This is a genomic window from Brucella pituitosa, assembly GCF_965577835.1.
GTDB lineage: Bacteria > Pseudomonadota > Alphaproteobacteria > Rhizobiales > Rhizobiaceae > Brucella > Brucella pituitosa.
Map to the genome: position 1 here is coordinate 2,200,778 of NZ_OZ264092.1, position 18,478 is coordinate 2,219,255.

The window sequence follows — 18,478 nt, forward strand, 5'->3', positions numbered from 1 at the left end:
GCTGACGCCTAAAAGGAAAGAGCGGAAACAAGATCAATTGTTTCCGCTCTTTCTAAGTTTAGAAGGTTTGGGCGCCACTGCCGATGTCGCCAAGCGTTCGGAACGAGATATTGAAACCCACACTATGAGATGCTTTGTCCTCTCCCGGATTACGGGTTTGAACGTAAGCCATCGAGTAAGTGAAGCATTCATCGTCATAGGCGAGGCCGGAAGATGCACGAACAAGCGTATCCGACACAAGATCATAAGTTCCGGAACCGAAAACGCGCCAGTTTGCATCAAGACGTGCAGTTGCCGCACCCGTGACTTCCTGTCTGAGATCGGCATAACCGTAGGCTGGCTGTGCTGCGATATAAGCATATTGCGCCGAAACAGACAGTTTCTGCCAGTTCTGCTGCACTTCAAGTTCACCACGGCGGACATTGAGACTATCTTTGTCGAACCGCCCACGTGCAGCAAGTGCAAGGCCAGTCGAATTCGACGTGCCAATCATGGCAACATAGTCAGAACGAGCATCCTGCAGACCTGAATCAGCGCCAACATTGACGAAATCACTCGTGCCGAAGGAGTTTACGCCGCCCAACTGGAACGACTGTCCGGCAAGGGCGTAAAGCCCCCAGTCACTATTGCTGAAATTGCCAGAATAACGCAGGCCGAGATTGGCACGGGTGCCGCCTTCAACGCGGTCGTATCCTGAGAACTTATCGCGCGAAAACAAGTTGGTCGCATCGAACACGAAGCTCTGCGCATCCTCATTTGGAAGCTGGCCAGCATAGCGTTCGTTATTGCGCATATAGATCTGTGCAATTGGCTCAAGAATATGTGTCGAACTGGTGGTCGAAAACAGGACCGGCCAACGCAGTTCAAGACCTGCCGTTGCCATTGCTCGCAATGCTTCAGACCGAACAACGGCATCCGTGTAACCAGCCACCGCAGGATCAAAGTTTGTATTGGCGCTGATAGCATCGCCACGCAGAGCCAGAAGCGGCGTGATTACCAAGCCTGCTGGCGTGATAAATGTACGCTTCCACTCAGCCTCAGTTGTGAACCGGGCATTCGTGCCGCTAAAGCCAGGAATACGCGGATAGTAAATCGATCCGTTATTAGGATTAAGAGTGTAATTCGCATTCTGACGATACAGAACCTGAGCATTGGTGGTGATGTTTAGTTCACCACCATAGACCGGATCCGGCAATGTGTAGGAGTAGTCGAGACTTGGGAAAACCCAAGGCTGCTTTGAATGCATCTCGACATCTTTATACGTGCTCGTAAGCGGATAAGATTCCTGCACGTTGAAGCGATAGAAGTTTAGATCGAAATAGTTCCGGTTGTTGATACCGGTGAGATAGATTTTCGAGACCTGTGTCTGTGCGTTATAGCCTTCGAGGTTATAAGTTCGACTGAAATTGCGGTCAGTCTGAGCCATCACGTCCCAGCCGAACTTCCAGCGCGAGTTGATATCGAAATCACCCTTCGATGCCACCATGCCGCGGTTGTCTTCGCCGCGATCAAGAGTGTCAGCATCGAATTCACCGGGCTTCATCTGATGAATACCGGCAATCTGGAGATTATAGCTGCCGTTTTCGAGGCGATGACGCCATTCGGCCTGCGTCAGGAAGCCTTGCTTCGTGTAAGCAGTTGTTGAAAGCGTCAGATCGTAGTTTGGTGCCAAAGCCCAGAAATACGAGTTCTTGATACCGAAGCCGAGGTCGTCCTTATAAGCAAAGCCTGGGAACAGGAAGCCGCTCTTACGTTTGACGGTCGGGTCGGCCATTTCGAAAGCTGGGAAATATGCCAACGGCATACCGAACAGTTCGAACCTACCGCGCTCGAAACGAACAGTTTTGGTCGCGCTGTTCCAAATGATCTTGCGTGCTTTGATCTGCCAGAGAACCGGCTTATCAGGATCTTTTTCGCAAGCCTGGCAAGCAGTGTAGACACCATTGTTAAAGGTGGTGATCTCACCATTGCTACGCTCGGCACTTTCCGCAGCAAAGCGCGTGTTATCTGTCGTCTCAACGCGCAGGCCATTCACAAAGCCGTCGCGGAAACTATCCGTCACATCAAGATGATCGGAGTAAATCTTGTTGCCGTCGCGTTCGACAATCTCCACATTCCCGGTCGCGGTCATGCGGCGGGTCTGCTGGTTGTAGGTAACCTTGTCCGCAACGAGGCGATTGCCGTCATACTCAATGCGAACTTTACCCTGAGCGGTAACAACGTTCACATCACGATCATAGACAAGCTCATCCGCCTGCAGAAGCATACGAGCATTCGGATCGCTCTGGTAATTTGCCCCCAGAGCATCCTGCGCCTGAACCTGCGAAGGGATAATTGCAACTGAAATGAAAGGTATAGCAAGGGCGCACGCCAAGGCAGACCCGCGCGCAAGACGCGAGAACAAATGGGGCAGCACCATGCGGGCGTTACTCAAACCCACTAACCATCCTCCTTATGCAACAAAAAGGAGATACCAAAAAATGTTGCAATAACAACCGGAACCCAAGCAGCGACGAATGGCGGAACGAATCCCGCATTCCCGAATGCCTTCACCAGCACCGAAACGACATAAAGCATGAAGCCAGCAACAACGCCACCCAGAATCATCGCGCCGGACTGACCAAAGCGCACAAATTTCAGGGACACTGTTGCAGCAATGAGAGTCATGGCCATCAGCAATGCAGGCAATGCCAGAAGTGACTGGTATTGCATATCAAATGCGTTTGCCGAATAGCCAAACGAACGCGCAACTTCGATCTTGTGACGGAGCTGCGTGAACGGAATTGTATCAGGGGAGGCGAGCTTTTCTTCCACATATTCCGGACGCAACTGCGTTGGAATATTGATGCTCTCCAGTTTGCGCGGTTCCTCACCACGCGAGAATCGTGTGACGTCAGTTAGTTTCCAATGACCATCCATGAGTTTCGCAGTGCGAGCGTCATAACGGTCCTTGATTTTCTTCTTGTCATCGAACTGGATGAACGTGGCATCAGCAAGTGTTGCGCCACGGTCAAGAATGTTTTTGGCACCAATGATGGTCTCGCCTTCATCGGTTTTCTGGCGCAACCACGGATCACGCAGCGCAGAAACATCCGTCACTTTGCCATTCTTCCAGTTGGAAGCGATCTCGTCAGCTTTCGAAAAACCATAAGCGGCAAAAGGATTGAGAATAAAGATCGTTGCCAGACCAAACAGCAATGCGCCAAAGCAAGCAGGCAGCAGGAATTGCCAGGCAGAAACGCCGACAGAACGCGCAACGACCAGCTCATATTTGCGATTAAGCGAAATGAGTGTCGCCATTGCCGAGAATAACGCAACAAAGGGAATCATCTGCTGCATGATGAAGGGTACACGCATGGCAGAAAGGCCAAGTGCTGCCCATACGGTATAGCCGGGCAGATTGGCAAGCTTGCTTGCGTTCTCGGTAAAATCGAGAAGAAGCGCCAGCGCAAAGATGCCAAAAAGGAAATAGAATGTGATCTGCATATAACGTGCAAAGAAATAGCGCCCAAGCGTCCAGCCGATCATGCGCGACCTCCCGCATCTCCGCGGAATCGTCCAAGCAAGCGGTTATAAGTGCCAGACACACGTCTTCTCAGACGGTCGAGACCGTCAAGAATACGGTCATTCCATTTGTCTGGAATTCCGATACGTCGGCCCGTGACAAGGGCATATCCAGCCAGCAGGATTACACTGAGCGGGACGAGATACATGATGACGATATAAGTTTCGTCCTTATCAGCGCGGTCGGCAGAAAAATATCCGGCCCAATAGACAAGCAGCGCTGTGCTGATTGCTGAAAATGATGCGGATACGCGCGCTTCACGATGGGATCGGGAGTCACCGGCAAAGGCCAGCGCAATCATCGCAAAAACAACCGGATAGAGCCATTCCGTCAAACGACGATGCAATTCAGCCTTATAGCGCAATGGTCGCGTTTGCAGAATTGGATCGTTCGGGTCTGGGTTGAGCAGATAGTTAAGTGGGCGATCTTTAGCATAGATGACGAAATCGTCTCCAGCAGAGGTAAACTGGCTGAGATCGAAGGCATAGGAATTGAACTTGATGATCGAAACGGTGCCGTCCGAAACATCGCGACGCTGAACTTCGCCGTCTTTCATCAGCAGCATGTCACCCGCTGGCGTGCTGGCGATGTTGCCATCGGCGGCATAATAAATCAGGTCAAGCGAAGGGTCGCGGGAATCGGCAATGAATAGGCCACCGATGCTGCCATCGGCGCGGCGCTCGGCGATCTGGATATAGAGATTATCTGCAAGTTTGCGAAAGCTGCCTTCCTGCACAACGACATTGAGCAAATCCGCACTCGCATTTGCGATCATCGCGCGCATATTCATGCGGGCATATGGATCGACATAGTTCGCTACGAGAAAGGAAACCACCGAGATAATGGCTGCGAGCATAAGTATCGGACGCATTACTGCGCTGCGTGGCGCACCGGATGCGTTGATAACCACGAGCTCGGAATCCTGGTTCATCGTCGAGAGCGTCTGCGTAATTGCAATGATCAGCGCGAATGGCATGACCAGTGGAATTGCGGAAGGGATCAGGAGGGAGCTGAACTGGATAATAGTCTGAATGGACTGACCGCTTGTGGTGAGGAAGTCGACGCGTTGCAGCACCTGCACAGTCCACGTGATGCCCACTGCAGCGCCCAGCACCGCAAAGAACATGATCGCCACGCGGCGCAGGATGTACAACTCGATCAATTTCATAGGCGGAGTTTACATCCCGGTTCCGTTGAAGGAGCCTGTCCCTGAAGAAACAATGCTCGTAAATGAAAATTCAGTCTAATTGCACTTGGCTAAAATTAGCCAAAGAAATTAGGTTAACAGATTACTAAAGATTTCCAGCCGAAGCTAGCGCAAGCTTCTCTAAATGGAGAGAGCGGGCTGTTGCAACCTGTTTTTGCCGAACATAGGTGGGGACCGAAACGGAGCTTGGCAAGTTGTCACCGAAGTTAACGTAAAACTGATTTTCATGATGCGGCGGACTTGCCGTTTCGCCATATTCGTCTCACATGAGTAAGAAAAAGTCGCGACACAATCGTGTCATCTCATGGTCCGACCTCTGTTTGGAGTTGTTATGTCGAAACGTCCTTCCATTTCGTTCAGTGAATTTTCAGCACCGCAAAAAGGCGTAAGCATTGTTCTCGTTGCCAAGGGTGGAGGCTTCGCAGAAGAAGCGGGGCAGGCGGTTGGCGGAGCCGAAAAGATTGCTCGCATCGCCGAAATCTCAGGTTTTACGGGTGCTTTGGGCAAAACTGCGGAAGCAATTGAAACTTCTCAAGGCGGTATAGATAAGATCGTGTTGGTGGGTGTGGGTGAGCCCGGCGAACTTGGCAATGACGACTGGATCAAGATCGGTGGCGCAGCTTTCTCGCGAATCGGCAAATCCGAACGCGCAACGCTGACGCTGGCTCTGCCTGAAACCACGATTGCTGGCGACGAAGCGGGCGATGTGGCTCTGGGCATGATTCTTCGTTCATACGAGTTCAATCGCTATAAGACACGCAAGAGTGAAGAAAACGGCGAGCCGAAGCACGCAGCCAAGATCAATATTCATACCGCAGACGTACACAGTGCCAAAAGAGCTCTTGAAGCCGCTGAAGCCGTGGCCGATGGTGTGTTAAAAGCACGCGATCTCGTCAATGAGCCAGCCAACATTCTCGGTCCTGTCGAGTTCGCTGAAGAAGCTGAAAAGCTTGAGAAGCTTGGTGTGAAAGTCGAAGTTCTCGGCGAAAAAGAAATGAAGAAGCTCGGCATGGGCTCGCTTCTGGGCGTTTCGCAAGGGTCTGTGCGTCCGCCGCGTCTCGTCATCATGGAGTGGCAGGGTGCCAAGGCCAAGGAAAAGCCTGTCGCTTTTGTCGGTAAGGGCGTGGTGTTCGATACCGGCGGTATCTCTATCAAGCCTGCTGCTGGCATGGAAGAAATGAAAGGCGACATGGGCGGCGCTGCAGCCGTTACAGGTTTGATGCGCGCTCTTGCAGGCCGTAAAGCCAAGGTCAACGCAATCGGCGTGATCGGTCTTGTTGAAAATATGCCTGACGGCAATGCACAGCGTCCGGGTGATATCGTGACATCGATGTCTGGACAGACTATCGAAGTGATCAATACCGATGCCGAAGGCCGCCTCGTGTTGGCCGATGCGCTCTACTACACCAATGATCGCTTCAAACCGAAGTTCATGATCAACCTTGCAACCCTGACTGGCGCTATCATGGTGGCGCTCGGCACACATCACGCAGGTTTGTTCTCGAACGATGATGAACTCGCAGATCAGCTTTATGAAGCAGGTCAGGCAACGGGTGAAAAGTTGTGGCGCATGCCGCTGGGCAAGGAATACGACAAGATGATCGATTCCAAATTTGCCGACATGAAAAACAGCTCGGGCCGTTATGCAGGTTCGATCACGGCGGCGCAGTTCCTCAAGCGTTTTGTTGGCGACACACCTTGGGCGCATCTCGATGTCGCCGGAACAGCCATGGGTTCGCCAACGAACGAATATAGCCAGTCATGGGCTTCGGGCTATGGTGTTCGACTTCTCGACCGTCTCGTTCGCGATAATTTCGAAAGCTGAATCTGATTCAGGAACAACAAGTTGGGCCAGGAAAGTGAATCACTTTCTTGGCCTAAAGCGCGTCGCATTTTATCATGCCCAGACGATGCGCTTTAGGTCTTTGTTTTTACGCATGTCGTTAACGGAAAACCGGTCCCCACTTTTCCGCGACATGCTTTAATACCAAAGTTCATTGAGTGAAACTCATTGGACCTTGGTTAAGCCCGAGTGGCGCTTGAACTTTATCAAGGCGTGATGTGTTAGTATCTTGAGCCGCCTTGGTATAATGAATGCTCTACCCATCTGTTTTGACGCATTTGCCTCACGCAAAACTGCTTCGCACTTTTGGCTCAAATGCTTTAAAGAGAGCGCATGGCTGAAATTCTCTTTTACCACCTGACAGAATCGACACTGGATGAAGCTCTGCCGGGGCTCGTCGAGCGTTCGCTTGGACGCGGCTGGCGCGTGACTATACAGGCGGTGAGCGATGAACGGCGTGATGCGCTCGATAACCTGCTATGGACTTTTTCCGACACATCTTTCGTCGCACACGGCACGGATAAGGAGCCGTACCCTGAGCAGCAGCCTGTATTGCTGACCACATCGGAAGCCAACCCCAATGGAGCGACGGTTCGCTTTCTGGTGGAAGGTGCGGCACTTGAGCAGACAGGGGAATATGAGCGACTGGTCGTCATGTTTGACGGGCATGATCAGGATCAACTCGACCATGCACGGGCACAGTGGAAAGCCTTCAAGACGGAGAACCACGATTTGACTTACTGGCAACAGACAACAGATCGTCGCTGGGAGCGCAAAGCCTGATGCGAGCTATTTTCGTCGCAATGATTATTGCGGGCTTCGGTCTCGCACTCGGTTATCCCTGGTATGTGCGCCATTTCACTGGCGATGAGATTGGTCGCTGGCCGATCCTTGAAAGCCGTCAGAGTGGCTTTATCACGCAGGAAATCCCGCTTACGGCAAGCGACGCGCCTGTGCGTATTTTTCTCGATGCGGTGCCGTTGCCGGGCTATGTGCCAGCTGAGCGTCGTTCGGCTGTAACACTTGCTGTTAGCCGCAACGGCATGCCCGTCTTGTCGCAAGGTCTCGACTTTGCATCGACAAGCAGTTCAATCAATACGGATCGTCCGCAGGATGGCAGCGTGCTGCGTCAGAGTGCGGGCGATATCGATCCGGTTTTATCCGGAACCTACGCATTCCGCGCGGTTCAGGGCAATACGGACGGCCTACAACTGTCGAAAATCGATCTTGTTTTGAGGCGCGGTGCCGAAGAAGCAGACGAGACCTATACAACGATTGGTCTCATTCTGGGTGTGCTCGGCGTCTATGCGCTGATGCGGACGCGCATTCGCCGCCCGCAAGTTTAGAGCGCATCCCGAAAAGTGTGAAACGGTTTTCGGACAAAGATGCGCGTTAAAACAAATATTTAGAGCACCGATCTGATTCAATCAGATCGAAACGCGCTCTAATCAGCCATTGCTTCTTCATATTCAGAAGACATTTCCAGCCATTTGTCTTCTGCCTCTGCGAGCGCTGATTTTGCATCGCTCATCTCTTTGTTGATCCGGATCGCTTTCTGCGGTTCCTTTTCATAAAGAACGGGATCTTCCAGCTGCGAAGTGAAACCCTGAATCTGTTTCTGCAGTTTCTGCATCAAGCTCTCGGTTTCCTTGATCTTTTTGAGCAATGGCGCCAATGTTTCGCGCTTCTGAGCAGCGAGTTTACGCTGTTCTGCCTTGTTGACCTTTGGACCTTCGTCACGCTCAGAAAGCTGTTCGCCCTTGGCGTCGGCCAGAACGATCTGGCGATATTCATCAAGATCGCCGTCGAATGCTTTCACGCTACCTTCGCGCACCAGCCACAGACGGTCCATGGTCGCTTCGATCAGGTGACGATCGTGGGCGATCAGGATCACCGCACCGTTAAATGCGTTGAGTGCGTGTACGAGCTCTTCGCGACTGTCGATATCGAGGTGGTTGGTCGGTTCGTCGAGGATCAGCAGGTTTGGACCATGGAAGGTCGCAAGTCCCATCAGAAGACGTGCCTTCTCGCCACCGGAGAGATCCCTGGCAGGCGTGAGCATCTTCTCGGTTGAAAGCCCCATCTGAGCCACGCGCGCGCGCACCTTGGCTTCCAACTCTCCCGGCATGAGCTTGCGCACATGTTCAATCGCATTGTCCTCGGGGACCAGATCATCCATCTGATGCTGTGCGAAGAAGGCGACCTTCAGATTGGGTGAAAGGGTTAAATTGCCTTTTTCGGGCTGCAACCGTCCTGCAATGAGTTTGGCGAGGGTCGACTTGCCGTTACCGTTTGAACCGAGCAGCGCAATGCGATCATCATTGTCGATGCGCAGCGTGACATTGCGCAACACTGGCTTGCCTGGCACATAACCAACATCGGCGTTATCGAGCGCAATAATCGGCGAGGCGGCCTTTTTTTCCGCATCCGGGAAGCGGAATGGCTGCACATTGCTTTCAACATAAAGTTCAATGGGCTTGAGCTTTTCCAAAGCCTTCATACGCGACTGCGCCTGACGAGCTTTGGTAGCCTTGGCCCGGAATCGTTCGACGAAGGATTCCATATGCTTGCGATGCGCTTCCTGCTTGGCATGTGCCTTTTGCTGAAGCTCCAGCATTTCATGCCGCTGTCGCTCGAACTGGTCATAGTTGCCGCGCCAGAAGCTGATCTTCTTCTGATCAAGATGCATGATCGAAGATGTGGCTGAGTTCAGCAGATCGCGATCATGGCTGATGATGATGACTGTGTGCGGATAACGCTTCACATAATCGACAAGCCACAGCACGCCTTCGAGATCGAGATAGTTGGTCGGCTCATCGAGCAACAGCAGATCAGGTTCCGCAAACAACACGGCAGCCAGAGCCACGCGCATACGCCACCCACCCGAAAAGGCTGAAGCAGGTCTGCGCTGTGCCTCAGCATTGAAACCGAGACCTGACAGGATTGCGCCGGCACGCGCTTCTGCGGAATGCGCGTTAATATCGGCAAGACGTGTATGAATTTCGGCAATGCGATGCGGGTCAGCCGCCGTCTCAGCTTCTTCAAGAAGCGCTGCTCGCTCCTTGTCGGCCTTCATGACGATTTCGATCAGTGCGTCTTCTGTGCCGGGTGCTTCCTGAGCCACCTGACCGATGCGCGTATTTCTCGGTAAAGAAATACTGCCCGTTTCAGACGCAAGGTCACCGGTTATGACGCGAAACAAGGTGGATTTTCCGGTGCCGTTACGCCCGACAAAACCCGTCTTCGACCCCGCAGGCAGTGTTACACTGGCGTGGTCGATCAGAAGGCGTCCGGCAATACGTACGGAGATGTCGTCAAGAATAAGCATGGTGAAAAGGCTTTTGCACGGCTTCGGAAATTTCCGCAAGTATCGACTATCAACTATCAGGCGAAGCGGCGGCCCGCTTCGGTGCGCTGAAACTGAATGAGATCCAACGATGGCGCATCAGCACTGAGCCGCGTTAGTGCTGCATGGATTTGTCCGCGATGGTGTGTCTGGTGGTTGAAGAGGTGGGCAAGCGCCGGTGCGACTCGTTGACTGATCGTGCGAACATTGGTTGCCGTCATATAAGTGAAGCGACCAGCGAGCTGTTCCGCATTCATGCCTTCAACATACTTACAGATGCGCTCATCTTCGGCCCTTCGCATGTCGCGGAGCTTGATGAAATCGTCAGTGATAATAGCATCAAGCTGATTTGGATGATCACCTTCGCCAGTAAAGCGCTTCATCCAGATACGATCAGTAACCAGCAAATGGTTGAAGGTGCGGTGCACTGATCCGAAAAATAATCCCAGGTCCAGCCTGTAGTCAGCATCGCTCAAATCGGCAGCCGCGGAATAGAGCAATTCGTTGGCCCAACGATTATAGTAGGCGAACATTTGAAAGTGCTGTTCCATGACTGCCCCCGAAAGCATTTCCAGCAAAAGTGCGAAGCGGTTTTGCGTGAGGTAAATGCGAAAAATAAAAAGACAGAGCGGCTTCAATCATTCCTTTTGAATCCAAACCACTCTCGTGAATCGATTTCACCATCTATGCAGTCAATTTTCTGCCGTCTCAAGCTGATAAGAGGTTTGCTGGAGGGGCTCCCCCTTGGCAATCGGGGCTATCAACGCTATAGAGCCTCACTTTTCTAATTTTCCATCATACAAGGTGTCATAATGGCAATCGAACGTACCTTCTCCATGATCAAGCCTGATGCGACCCGCCGCAACCTGACCGGTGCTATCACCGCTAAGCTCGAAGAAGCTGGTCTGCGCGTTGTCGCTTCCAAGCGCGTCTGGATGAGCCTGCGTGAAGCTGAAGGCTTCTACGCTGTTCACAAAGAACGTCCTTTCTTCGGCGAACTGACTGAATTCATGTCTTCCGGCCCCACAATCGTTCAGGTTCTCGAAGGCGAAAACGCCATTGCCAAGAACCGTGAAGTCATGGGCGCAACCAACCCGGCAAACGCAGACGCAGGCACGATCCGTAAGGAATTTGCTCTGTCGATCGGCGAAAACTCGGTTCACGGTTCGGACGCTCCTGAAACTGCAGCTGAAGAAATCGCTTACTGGTTCTCCGGCACCGAAATCGTCGGCTAATACCATATCGGTATCAAGAAAAAGCCCGGTCGCGAGACCGGGCTTTTTTATGTAGGTATTCAGAAAATCAAAGGCTCTGAGCAAGCCTTGCCAGCTCGTCGCCGCCCTCATCGATCAGAACGAGTTTTCCCGCGTCCATCTTGTATGAGCGTGTTTTTCCAAGAACATCGAGGAACTTGCGCTCCTGATTCATCAGCGCAGGTGGACATTGCATATAGGTCGAGCCGATTTCGGCAAACGAAATACTGCTTCCTGAGATTGCTGCTTTGCTCATAAAGCGATTGCAGCCACCCGAACCGCTGACAGTGCCGTCAGCGCCTACCAACAGCGTCGTCTGTGCAGTGTCAATGACGCCGCCGCCCTGAATGTCTTCTGCAAGCCAGTCCTTGCCCTCGATGCCAATCGTTACGGCCTCATCGGCACTTTTGCGAACCATCACCACCTTAAGCTCAACAGGCTCTTCAGGGTTCTTTGGGTCGATCGTGTAACGTTCGTCACTCACAAACCAGAGCGTGTCGCCAGCAACGATGCGGGCCTGCAAAGCATAGGTGTGCTGTGGTTCAATCCCGTCTGTATCGAAATTGATGGCAAATGGAATCGGTGAGCCCTGCGGAGCCTCGATTCGTGTCTCTCCAATGGTCTTGGAAGGCGCATCAGCGAGGGAAACATCATTGAGCTGCACGATGAGGTGCGCTTCCGGCGGCAGAGCGATGCGCTCACGGTAAACAACCTTACCGCTGATTGTCTTGTCAGCCGCAATGCTGGCAGTTGGCATGGACGTCGTGAAAAACATGGCCGCTCCGCCGAGCACGCCGATGCCTGCAGCGAGCGCTGCCACGATTGAAAGAGTTTTCGTAAGTCCTTTTAGCATTGCCAAATCCGAAACTTCCGTTCCTCGCATTTTTGTCTTGTGTCTTCGGTGGTACTCACAATCGGTCGATTGTGTCAGTGATCCCATACCCGTACACATCTTGATTCATGAGGCAGACAATAAACGCTGCTTCATGTGAAAATTGTGGCAGTGCAGTAACGCACCATCCAAAATACCCTATATTTTAGGGGCTTAAATAGTTAATTCGCGATTAAATAGAACGCGTGAAATTCTTTCCATGTAAAAAACAGTTTTACCTGCGACAACTTGCCCGCAAAAGATGAGGGTTTCAGGTCCTCTGCCACCGTCCTCGGCTTTGTTCGTCTTCGGCTTTTGATTCTACCCAGTCGCCGGTTCCGCCTTCAATCAGATGTTCGCGTTTCCAGAATGGGGCCCCCGTTTTCATGAAATCCATCAGGAACGATGCTGCCTCGAAAGCGGCCTGACGATGGGCTGATGCTGTGACAACGAGAACAATATTTTCACCGGGTTTAATCAGCCCAAAACGGTGAATGATGGAAACACCAGATAGAGGCCAGCGCTCAATGGCATCATGAGCGATACGGCGAATTTCAGCTTCTGCCATTCCGGGATAATGTTCCAGCTCAAGTGCTGAAAGCTTGCCGCCTTCATCACGACAAAGGCCGGTGAAGCTGACTATAGCGCCAATATCTTTGCGACCTTCACTAAGCTGACGGATTTCTTCGGCGATATCGAAGTCTGTATCGCGAATGCTGATGAAAAGGGGGCAGGTCGATTGGCTGATCATGTTCGGACTATATCAGCCACCCGTCATGGGTGGAAAAAGTGCTACTTCATTACCGTCTCTGACCAACTCGTCATGTTCAGCATGTTCCTGATTGATCGCGGCACGAATGACATTTTCATGCTCGAACGCCGCCTCATATTCAGCGCCAAGGCCTTTAAGGTGAGCAATAAGTGCACCAACGCTGATCGTTTTAGAAGGGAGTTCTATGACTTCCTCTCCCTTGCCGATTTTTTCACGCACCCAGGCGAAGTAGATCAGATTTACGCGCAAGACGATCAATCCATCACATGTTTGAGGCCTGCGCGGAAATAATCCCAACCCGTGTAAAGCGTCAGGATTGCGGAAATCCAGAGCAGAACGATGCCAATTTCGGTTACATAAGGCATGATCTTGTCGCCGGCTGGACCGGCCAACAGGAAAGATAGAGCAACCATTTGGGCCGTTGTCTTCCACTTTGCCAATTGCGAAACTGGGACGCTGACTTTCAGTTCCGCGAGATATTCACGCAGACCAGAGACAAGCACTTCGCGGCACAGAATGATGATCGCGGCCCACAGCGTCCATCCGGCAATTGTGCCATCCGCTGCCAAAAGCAGTAGGCAGGCAGAAACCAGAAGCTTGTCCGCAATCGGGTCAAGCATACGGCCGATCGTGGAGGTTTGCTGCCAGATGCGTGCGAGATAGCCATCAAAGAAGTCGGTGATGCTGGCGATGGCAAAAATTGCCAGTGCGGCCCAGCGGGAATTATCACTCGACTGAAGGCGTCCCTCCACAAAAAAACACAAAACAACAAGCGGAACGGCAATGATCCGCGCGTAGGTCAGTATATTTGGCAAGGAGAGAGTGTGATTTTTCCGCATTGTACCGCCGCATTCGTTATTGGTGCACAACATCAGGGATGACCAAGAAAATCAACACCTGCTCATGTGTTCTGTCGGGACGTAATGACGCCCTTACAGGATTAGTTGCCCAAACCCGGACAAAATTACGTCATCGATCATGAAAATGGTCGTGAATGGTCTTTGCCATGGCCTCCGATATGCCATCGATCTGCATCAGATCCTCGATTGCCGCTCTGGATACCGCTTTTGCCGTGCCAAAATGATGGAGAAGTGCACGCTTGCGCGTTGGACCGATTCCCGAAATTTCATCCAGCGGGTTCGCGACCATTTCCTTCTTGCGCCTTGCCCGATGTGTGCCAATGGCGAAACGGTGTGCTTCATCGCGCATGCGCTGGATGAAATAGAGAACCGGATCGCGCGGTGGCAGCGTAAAGGCTTGCTTACCTTCGACAAAAAAACGCTCGCGTCCTGCTTCGCGGTCCACACCCTTGGCGATACCGATGGCGGTCACCAGATGACTTATGCCCAATTCCCCGAGTATCTGGCGAACCGCTCCCACCTGACCCTGACCACCGTCAATCAGTATAACGTCAGGCCATGCCGGGAAGGCATCGTTGACGGCTTCCGGGCTCTCCGTTCCCGTCACAGGCTCCGGTTCACCGTGTTCCTTGACGAGACGTGAAAATCGCCGCTCGATCACTTCGCGCATCATACCAAAATCATCGCCCGGCGTGATGTCCGTCGATTTGATATTGAACTTGCGATACTGATTCTTGACGAAGCCTTCTGGCCCGGCAACGATCATACCACCAACCGCATTCGTGCCCATGATATGCGAGTTATCATAGACTTCGATGCGGCGCGGCGTATGTGGAAGGCCAAAGGTCTCGGCCAAACCTTTCAAAAGACGCGCCTGCGAGGAGGTCTCCGCAAGTCGGCGTCCGAGTGCTTCTCGGGCGTTGGTCAGAGCATGATCGACCAATTCTTTCTTTTCTCCGCGTTGCGGAACATTGACCTGAACGCGATGGTTCGCACGCGAAGATAGCGCTTCAGCAATAAGCGATTGTTCTTCAACGCTTTCGGAGAGCAGAACCAGCTTGGGGCAGGGTTTGTCATCGTAAAACTGTGACACGAACGCGCCGAGCACTTCCGCAGGTCCGAGTGAACTGTCCGCTTTTGGGAAATAGGCGCGGTTACCCCAGTTTTGCCCGGTACGGAAGAAGAAGACCTGAATACAGGTCATGCCGCCTTCCTGATGGATGGCAAAGACATCGGCTTCTTCAACGGTCTGCGGATTGATGCCCTGATGCGATTGCACATGGGAAAGGGCCGAGAGGCGATCACGATAAACCGCAGCATGTTCGAAATCGAGCTCTGCAGAAGCTGCCTGCATCGCTGCCGCAAGATGATCCTTCACAGTCTGGCTTTTGCCCGACAGGAAGGCTTTAGCTTCGCCCACTAGCTCAGCATAATCCTCGTCACTGACTTCATGGGTGCATGGACCGGAACAGCGTTTGATTTGATAAAGCAGGCAGGGACGGGTGCGCGTTTCAAACACAGAATCCGTGCATGTACGCAGTAGAAAAGCGCGCTGAAGCGCGTTGATCGTGCGACCAACGGCCCCTGCAGAAGCAAACGGGCCAAAATATTCGCCTTTGCGCGTGCGTGCGCCGCGATGTTTGAAAATGCCGGGTGCACGATGATTGCCGCTCAATAAAATGTATGGAAATGACTTATCGTCGCGCAGCAGCACGTTAAAACGCGGGCGCAAGCGCTTGATAAGATTCGCTTCAAGCAGCAAAGCTTCGGTTTCCGTGCGTGTGACGACGAATTCCATCGTTGCCGTCTCACCGATCATCCGTGTGATGCGGTTCGAATGGCCGACTCCGCGCGCATAATTGGAGACACGCTTTTTCAGGCTGCGTGCCTTGCCGACATAGAGCACGTCGCCATCGCTGTTGAACATGCGATAGACGCCCGGATTATTCGGCAAGCGTTTGACGAAGGCATTGATAATGTCTGCGCCGCTCAGACCTTTCGTATCCGGCAATCCATCCGACGAATCCCACTGTATCGAATCGGCCGCAGAGGCAACGGCTGGTGCCTCTTCGATTGCGTCATCGTCGTCATCAGATTCTGCATCGCCCATGATTATACCAGCCACATCCTGCTCATCATCCGATGGCAGGTGTGAAATGGCATCATCAATGGTTTTGCGTGGTCCGGTCATTCCGTAATTCCTGCAATATCCGGGGTCTCCCATGCCAGATGCTGCCCACCATCAAGCGCAATCATCTGACCAGTCACTGAGCGGCTTTCCCAGAAATAGCGAACAGTGAGTCCAAACTCTGACAGGTCGGGCGCGCGGTGCAAAGGCAAACGGCTAACCTGCAATTCAAAGTCATCTGCATTCTGGCGCTCGCTCGGCAAAGTAGGGCCGGGGGCGATGGCATTGACGCGAATGCGCGGTGCCAGTGCCTGTGCCAGCGTTTTTGTGGCATTCCAGAGGGCAGTCTTGGAAAGCGTGTAGGAAAAGAACTGTGGGTTCAGCTTCCAGACCCGCTGGTCGATGACGTTGATAATAAGACCATCTGTATCGTCAGGCAGAGCTTTCGCCATTTCTTCGGCAAGAATTACCGGCGTTTTCAAATGAATCGCAAAATGACGATCCCAAAGCTGCATATCCAGATTGCCAACGCGATCATCTTCAAACAGCGATGCGTTGTTAATGAGCATACGAATCGGACCGAGCTGCTCTGCTGCCTGCTGCAACAATCCGCGCACATCATTCTCATCTGAGAGATCAGCCTGTACAACGCAGGCCTTGCCGCCATTTTCAGCGATTTGCGCTGCAAGCGCCTCGCCGTCATCAACGGAGCGGTTACAGTGAATAGCCACCGGAAAGCCGTGTCCTGCCAGGTCTTCGACAATTGCCTTTCCTATGCGCCGTGCACCGCCCGTCACCAGAACAGGGCAATTTGCAAGCGGGTTGGTTTCCGGATTTTCCAACAGGGTAAACACTTTCTTATCGTGATTCATCGCTTCATTTCATGCCATTTTGCCGGAAAAAATACAGCTAAAATTAAAGGGCTCGCTGTTTACTGCTGACAAAAACGCAGCGAATTCAGTGGTTTCAATCGGATGAGGCTCTTTCAGTTCACAGAATAGAGATGCTGCTTATTCCTATATAGGTGTGAGGTGGGAGCGTTGCGAGAATGCAACATCGCAATTTTGCCACGTTCTCGTCAGGTTCTCTCCACAGAAGGGGGCAGATCGTGCCGCATTTACCCTCGATATGTCTGTCCTGTCAGCGCGGCATGGGCGGTTTACTCCCCAAGATGTTGCCCACCCGATAAGGGACCGCGCTAAAGGTAATTTTTAGTCAAGGAGAATGCTATGCGCACTCTTAAGTCTCTTGTAATCGCCTCGGCTGCGCTGCTGCCGTTCTCTGCAACTGCTTTCGCAGCTGACGCCATCATGGAACAGCCTCCTGTTCCAGCACCTGTTGAAATGGCTCCACAGTCCAGCTGGGCTGGTGGTTACACCGGTCTGTACCTCGGCTACGGCTGGAACAAGGTAAAGACCAACACCGACGGCTCGATCAAGCCTGACGACATGAAGGCTGGCGCATATGCTGGCTGGAACTTCCAGCAGGACCAGTTCGTATATGGTGTTGAAGGTGATGCAGGTTATTCCTGGGCCAAGAAGTCCAAGAATGGTCTGGAAGCCAAGCAGGGCTTTGAAGGCTCGCTCCGTGGCCGTCTTGGTTACGACCTGAACCCAGTTATGCCTTACATCACCGCTGGTGTTGCTGGCTCGCAGGTCAAGCTGGACAACGGCATTGAAGACGAAAGCAAGTTCCGCGTTGGTTGGACTGCTGGTGCCGGTCTGGAAGCTAAGCTGACCGAAAACATCCTTGGTCGCGTTGAATACCGCTACACCCAGTTCGGTAACAAGACCTACGACCTCGGAACCGAATCGGTCCGTAACAAGCTTGACACCCACGACATTCGCGTTGGCGTTGGCTACAAGTTCTAATTACGCCGTAATTGGATAGAAAAAAACCGGGCAGGAAACTGCCCGGTTTTTTTATTATTCAAATTTCAGGCGTGGGGCAGGAGCTTTGAAAGTTCGGGGTGCAGTTCTTCAAAGCGCTTCATCCAGCGCTTGAGTTTTGGGCGACCACGTTCCCATTTGCCTTCAAAGCGCAAACCCAGATAGCCAAGTGTGGCTGCCACGGCCAGATGGCCGCCATGAAGCTTGCCAGCAAGGCGAGGCGGGGCTTCGTTCAAAAGGTCGAGCGCGCGTTCCGCCTTGCGCCATTGCAGATCAAGCCACGGCTGGTGCACCTTTTCTTCCGGACGCATACGGCGCTCGTAAACATGCGCGAGCAGAACATCGGACAAACCGTCAGCAATTGCTTCGTAACGTTCTGCGTCGGTGCGCTTTTCAGCATTGCGTGGGAAAAGCTTGTTGCCCGATATGCGGTTGAGATACTGCATGATCGCGCGGCTGTCGAAAATCGACTTGCCATCATCCGTCACCAAGGTCGGAATCTTGCCGAGTGGATTGGCATTGATGAGATCGTCCGGCTCGGCAGATGTCGTAACCACCACGCTCTCAAATGGAATACCCGCATGTTGTGCGGCCATACGCACCTTCGCACTGTAAGGCGAGGCCGGTGAATAGAGGATCTGAGTCATCTTCATTCCTGATTGTGAAAACTACGGCGAACATTTCCGGCAAAAGTGCAAAGCGATTTTGCGTAAGATAATGCGAAAAAACAAGCAGTTAGACGGT

At 52.5% G+C, this 18,478-nt stretch carries 18 protein-coding genes; 5 read left to right on the forward strand and 13 right to left on the reverse strand.

Annotated features, from left to right (window positions below):
- Positions 1-58 precede the first annotated feature (58 nt).
- The 3 genes from ACSME1_RS10595 to lptF are packed head-to-tail and all read right to left on the reverse strand — an operon-like array spanning position 59 to position 4,733.
- Entirely contained in the window at positions 59-2,419 is a 2,361-nt protein-coding gene (locus ACSME1_RS10595) for an LPS-assembly protein LptD (protein ID WP_036567142.1), read from the reverse strand.
- Positions 2,420-2,439: 20 nt separating this feature from the next.
- Positions 2,440-3,528, reverse strand: a complete 1,089-nt coding sequence (gene lptG / locus ACSME1_RS10600) for an LPS export ABC transporter permease LptG (RefSeq protein ID WP_024897358.1) — start codon at positions 3,526-3,528, stop codon at positions 2,440-2,442.
- Positions 3,525-4,733 (reverse strand): LPS export ABC transporter permease LptF, encoded by a 1,209-nt coding sequence (lptF, locus tag ACSME1_RS10605; RefSeq protein ID WP_036567144.1) that lies wholly within the window; start codon positions 4,731-4,733, stop codon positions 3,525-3,527. The genes lptG and lptF overlap by 4 nt, the downstream gene beginning before the upstream one ends.
- Before the next feature lie 370 nt (positions 4,734-5,103).
- Between lptF and ACSME1_RS10610 the strand changes: the two genes are divergently transcribed.
- A complete protein-coding gene (locus tag ACSME1_RS10610) occupies positions 5,104-6,597 on the forward strand; it encodes a leucyl aminopeptidase (protein ID WP_024897360.1) in 1,494 nt (497 codons plus the stop codon).
- Between the two features lie 72 nt (positions 6,598-6,669).
- Here the strand turns inward: ACSME1_RS10610 and tilS are convergent, their stop codons facing one another.
- A complete protein-coding gene (gene tilS / locus ACSME1_RS10615) occupies positions 6,670-6,750 on the reverse strand; it encodes a tRNA lysidine(34) synthetase TilS (RefSeq protein ID WP_084486790.1) in 81 nt (26 codons plus the stop codon).
- A 198-nt stretch (positions 6,751-6,948) separates the two neighbouring features.
- Between tilS and ACSME1_RS10620 the strand changes: the two genes are divergently transcribed.
- Both ACSME1_RS10620 and bspB read left to right on the forward strand, forming a co-directional pair.
- On the forward strand, positions 6,949-7,398 hold the full coding sequence (locus ACSME1_RS10620) for a DNA polymerase III subunit chi (protein ID WP_024897361.1): 450 nt from the start codon (positions 6,949-6,951) through the stop codon (positions 7,396-7,398).
- A complete protein-coding gene (gene bspB / locus ACSME1_RS10625; protein WP_024897362.1) occupies positions 7,398-7,961 on the forward strand; it encodes a type IV secretion system effector BspB in 564 nt (187 codons plus the stop codon). The genes ACSME1_RS10620 and bspB overlap by 1 nt, the downstream gene beginning before the upstream one ends.
- Before the next feature lie 98 nt (positions 7,962-8,059).
- Here the strand turns inward: bspB and ACSME1_RS10630 are convergent, their stop codons facing one another.
- Positions 8,060-9,943, reverse strand: a complete 1,884-nt coding sequence (locus ACSME1_RS10630) for an ABC-F family ATP-binding cassette domain-containing protein (RefSeq protein ID WP_024897363.1) — start codon at positions 9,941-9,943, stop codon at positions 8,060-8,062.
- A gap of 56 nt (positions 9,944-9,999) precedes the next feature.
- The gene (locus ACSME1_RS10635; RefSeq protein ID WP_024897364.1) at positions 10,000-10,512 is read right to left on the reverse strand and encodes a DinB family protein; all 513 of its coding nucleotides are present in this window, start codon (positions 10,510-10,512) and stop codon (positions 10,000-10,002) included.
- 261 nt (positions 10,513-10,773) lie between these two features.
- Here ACSME1_RS10635 and ndk point away from each other — a divergent pair, with 261 nt between their 5' ends.
- Positions 10,774-11,196, forward strand: coding sequence for a nucleoside-diphosphate kinase (ndk, locus tag ACSME1_RS10640; protein WP_007874342.1), 423 nt, complete (start codon positions 10,774-10,776; stop codon positions 11,194-11,196).
- A 67-nt stretch (positions 11,197-11,263) separates the two neighbouring features.
- Here ndk and ACSME1_RS10645 read toward each other — a convergent pair whose 3' ends face one another.
- The 6 genes from ACSME1_RS10645 to ACSME1_RS10670 form a co-directional block, all read right to left on the reverse strand.
- On the reverse strand, positions 11,264-12,067 hold the full coding sequence (locus tag ACSME1_RS10645) for an META domain-containing protein (RefSeq protein ID WP_024897365.1): 804 nt from the start codon (positions 12,065-12,067) through the stop codon (positions 11,264-11,266).
- A 289-nt stretch (positions 12,068-12,356) separates the two neighbouring features.
- Positions 12,357-12,836: a molybdenum cofactor biosynthesis protein MoaE gene (locus ACSME1_RS10650; protein ID WP_024897366.1), complete on the reverse strand. Its 480-nt coding sequence runs from the start codon at positions 12,834-12,836 to the stop codon at positions 12,357-12,359.
- Positions 12,837-12,848: 12 nt separating this feature from the next.
- Entirely contained in the window at positions 12,849-13,106 is a 258-nt protein-coding gene (gene moaD / locus ACSME1_RS10655; RefSeq protein WP_024897367.1) for a molybdopterin converting factor subunit 1, read from the reverse strand.
- A 5-nt stretch (positions 13,107-13,111) separates the two neighbouring features.
- Complete coding sequence (pgsA, locus tag ACSME1_RS10660; RefSeq protein ID WP_024897368.1) at positions 13,112-13,696, reverse strand: CDP-diacylglycerol--glycerol-3-phosphate 3-phosphatidyltransferase; 585 nt, start codon at positions 13,694-13,696, stop codon at positions 13,112-13,114.
- 130 nt (positions 13,697-13,826) lie between these two features.
- The gene (gene uvrC / locus ACSME1_RS10665) at positions 13,827-15,908 is read right to left on the reverse strand and encodes an excinuclease ABC subunit UvrC (RefSeq protein ID WP_105706795.1); all 2,082 of its coding nucleotides are present in this window, start codon (positions 15,906-15,908) and stop codon (positions 13,827-13,829) included.
- The gene (locus ACSME1_RS10670; protein WP_036567148.1) at positions 15,905-16,717 is read right to left on the reverse strand and encodes an SDR family oxidoreductase; all 813 of its coding nucleotides are present in this window, start codon (positions 16,715-16,717) and stop codon (positions 15,905-15,907) included. Before ACSME1_RS10670 ends, uvrC begins: the two co-directional genes overlap by 4 nt.
- Positions 16,718-17,074: 357 nt before the next feature.
- Here ACSME1_RS10670 and omp25 point away from each other — a divergent pair, with 357 nt between their 5' ends.
- Positions 17,075-17,716, forward strand: a complete 642-nt coding sequence (gene omp25, locus ACSME1_RS10675; RefSeq protein WP_024897371.1) for an outer membrane protein Omp25 — start codon at positions 17,075-17,077, stop codon at positions 17,714-17,716.
- Positions 17,717-17,781: 65 nt separating this feature from the next.
- Here the strand turns inward: omp25 and ACSME1_RS10680 are convergent, their stop codons facing one another.
- The gene (locus tag ACSME1_RS10680; RefSeq protein WP_024897372.1) at positions 17,782-18,381 is read right to left on the reverse strand and encodes a glutathione S-transferase; all 600 of its coding nucleotides are present in this window, start codon (positions 18,379-18,381) and stop codon (positions 17,782-17,784) included.
- Positions 18,382-18,478 lie beyond the last annotated feature (97 nt).

Excerpts from the sequence above, each read along its gene's own strand:
- ACSME1_RS10595 (WP_036567142.1), bottom strand. The coding sequence starts at position 2,419 with ATGGTGCTGCCCCATTTGTTCTCGCGTCTTGCGCGCGGGTCTGCCTTG.
- lptG (WP_024897358.1), bottom strand. The coding sequence starts at position 3,528 with ATGATCGGCTGGACGCTTGGGCGCTATTTCTTTGCACGTTATATGCAG.
- lptF (WP_036567144.1), bottom strand. The coding sequence starts at position 4,733 with ATGAAATTGATCGAGTTGTACATCCTGCGCCGCGTGGCGATCATGTTC.
- ACSME1_RS10610 (WP_024897360.1), top strand. The coding sequence starts at position 5,104 with ATGTCGAAACGTCCTTCCATTTCGTTCAGTGAATTTTCAGCACCGCAA.
- tilS (WP_084486790.1), bottom strand. The coding sequence starts at position 6,750 with ATGTCGCGGAAAAGTGGGGACCGGTTTTCCGTTAACGACATGCGTAAA.
- ACSME1_RS10620 (WP_024897361.1), top strand. The coding sequence starts at position 6,949 with ATGGCTGAAATTCTCTTTTACCACCTGACAGAATCGACACTGGATGAA.
- bspB (WP_024897362.1), top strand. The coding sequence starts at position 7,398 with ATGCGAGCTATTTTCGTCGCAATGATTATTGCGGGCTTCGGTCTCGCA.
- ACSME1_RS10630 (WP_024897363.1), bottom strand. The coding sequence starts at position 9,943 with ATGCTTATTCTTGACGACATCTCCGTACGTATTGCCGGACGCCTTCTG.
- ACSME1_RS10635 (WP_024897364.1), bottom strand. The coding sequence starts at position 10,512 with ATGGAACAGCACTTTCAAATGTTCGCCTACTATAATCGTTGGGCCAAC.
- ndk (WP_007874342.1), top strand. The coding sequence starts at position 10,774 with ATGGCAATCGAACGTACCTTCTCCATGATCAAGCCTGATGCGACCCGC.
- ACSME1_RS10645 (WP_024897365.1), bottom strand. The coding sequence starts at position 12,067 with ATGCTAAAAGGACTTACGAAAACTCTTTCAATCGTGGCAGCGCTCGCT.
- ACSME1_RS10650 (WP_024897366.1), bottom strand. The coding sequence starts at position 12,836 with ATGATCAGCCAATCGACCTGCCCCCTTTTCATCAGCATTCGCGATACA.
- pgsA (WP_024897368.1), bottom strand. The coding sequence starts at position 13,696 with ATGCGGAAAAATCACACTCTCTCCTTGCCAAATATACTGACCTACGCG.
- uvrC (WP_105706795.1), bottom strand. The coding sequence starts at position 15,908 with ATGACCGGACCACGCAAAACCATTGATGATGCCATTTCACACCTGCCA.
- ACSME1_RS10670 (WP_036567148.1), bottom strand. The coding sequence starts at position 16,717 with ATGAATCACGATAAGAAAGTGTTTACCCTGTTGGAAAATCCGGAAACC.
- omp25 (WP_024897371.1), top strand. The coding sequence starts at position 17,075 with ATGCGCACTCTTAAGTCTCTTGTAATCGCCTCGGCTGCGCTGCTGCCG.
- ACSME1_RS10680 (WP_024897372.1), bottom strand. The coding sequence starts at position 18,381 with ATGACTCAGATCCTCTATTCACCGGCCTCGCCTTACAGTGCGAAGGTG.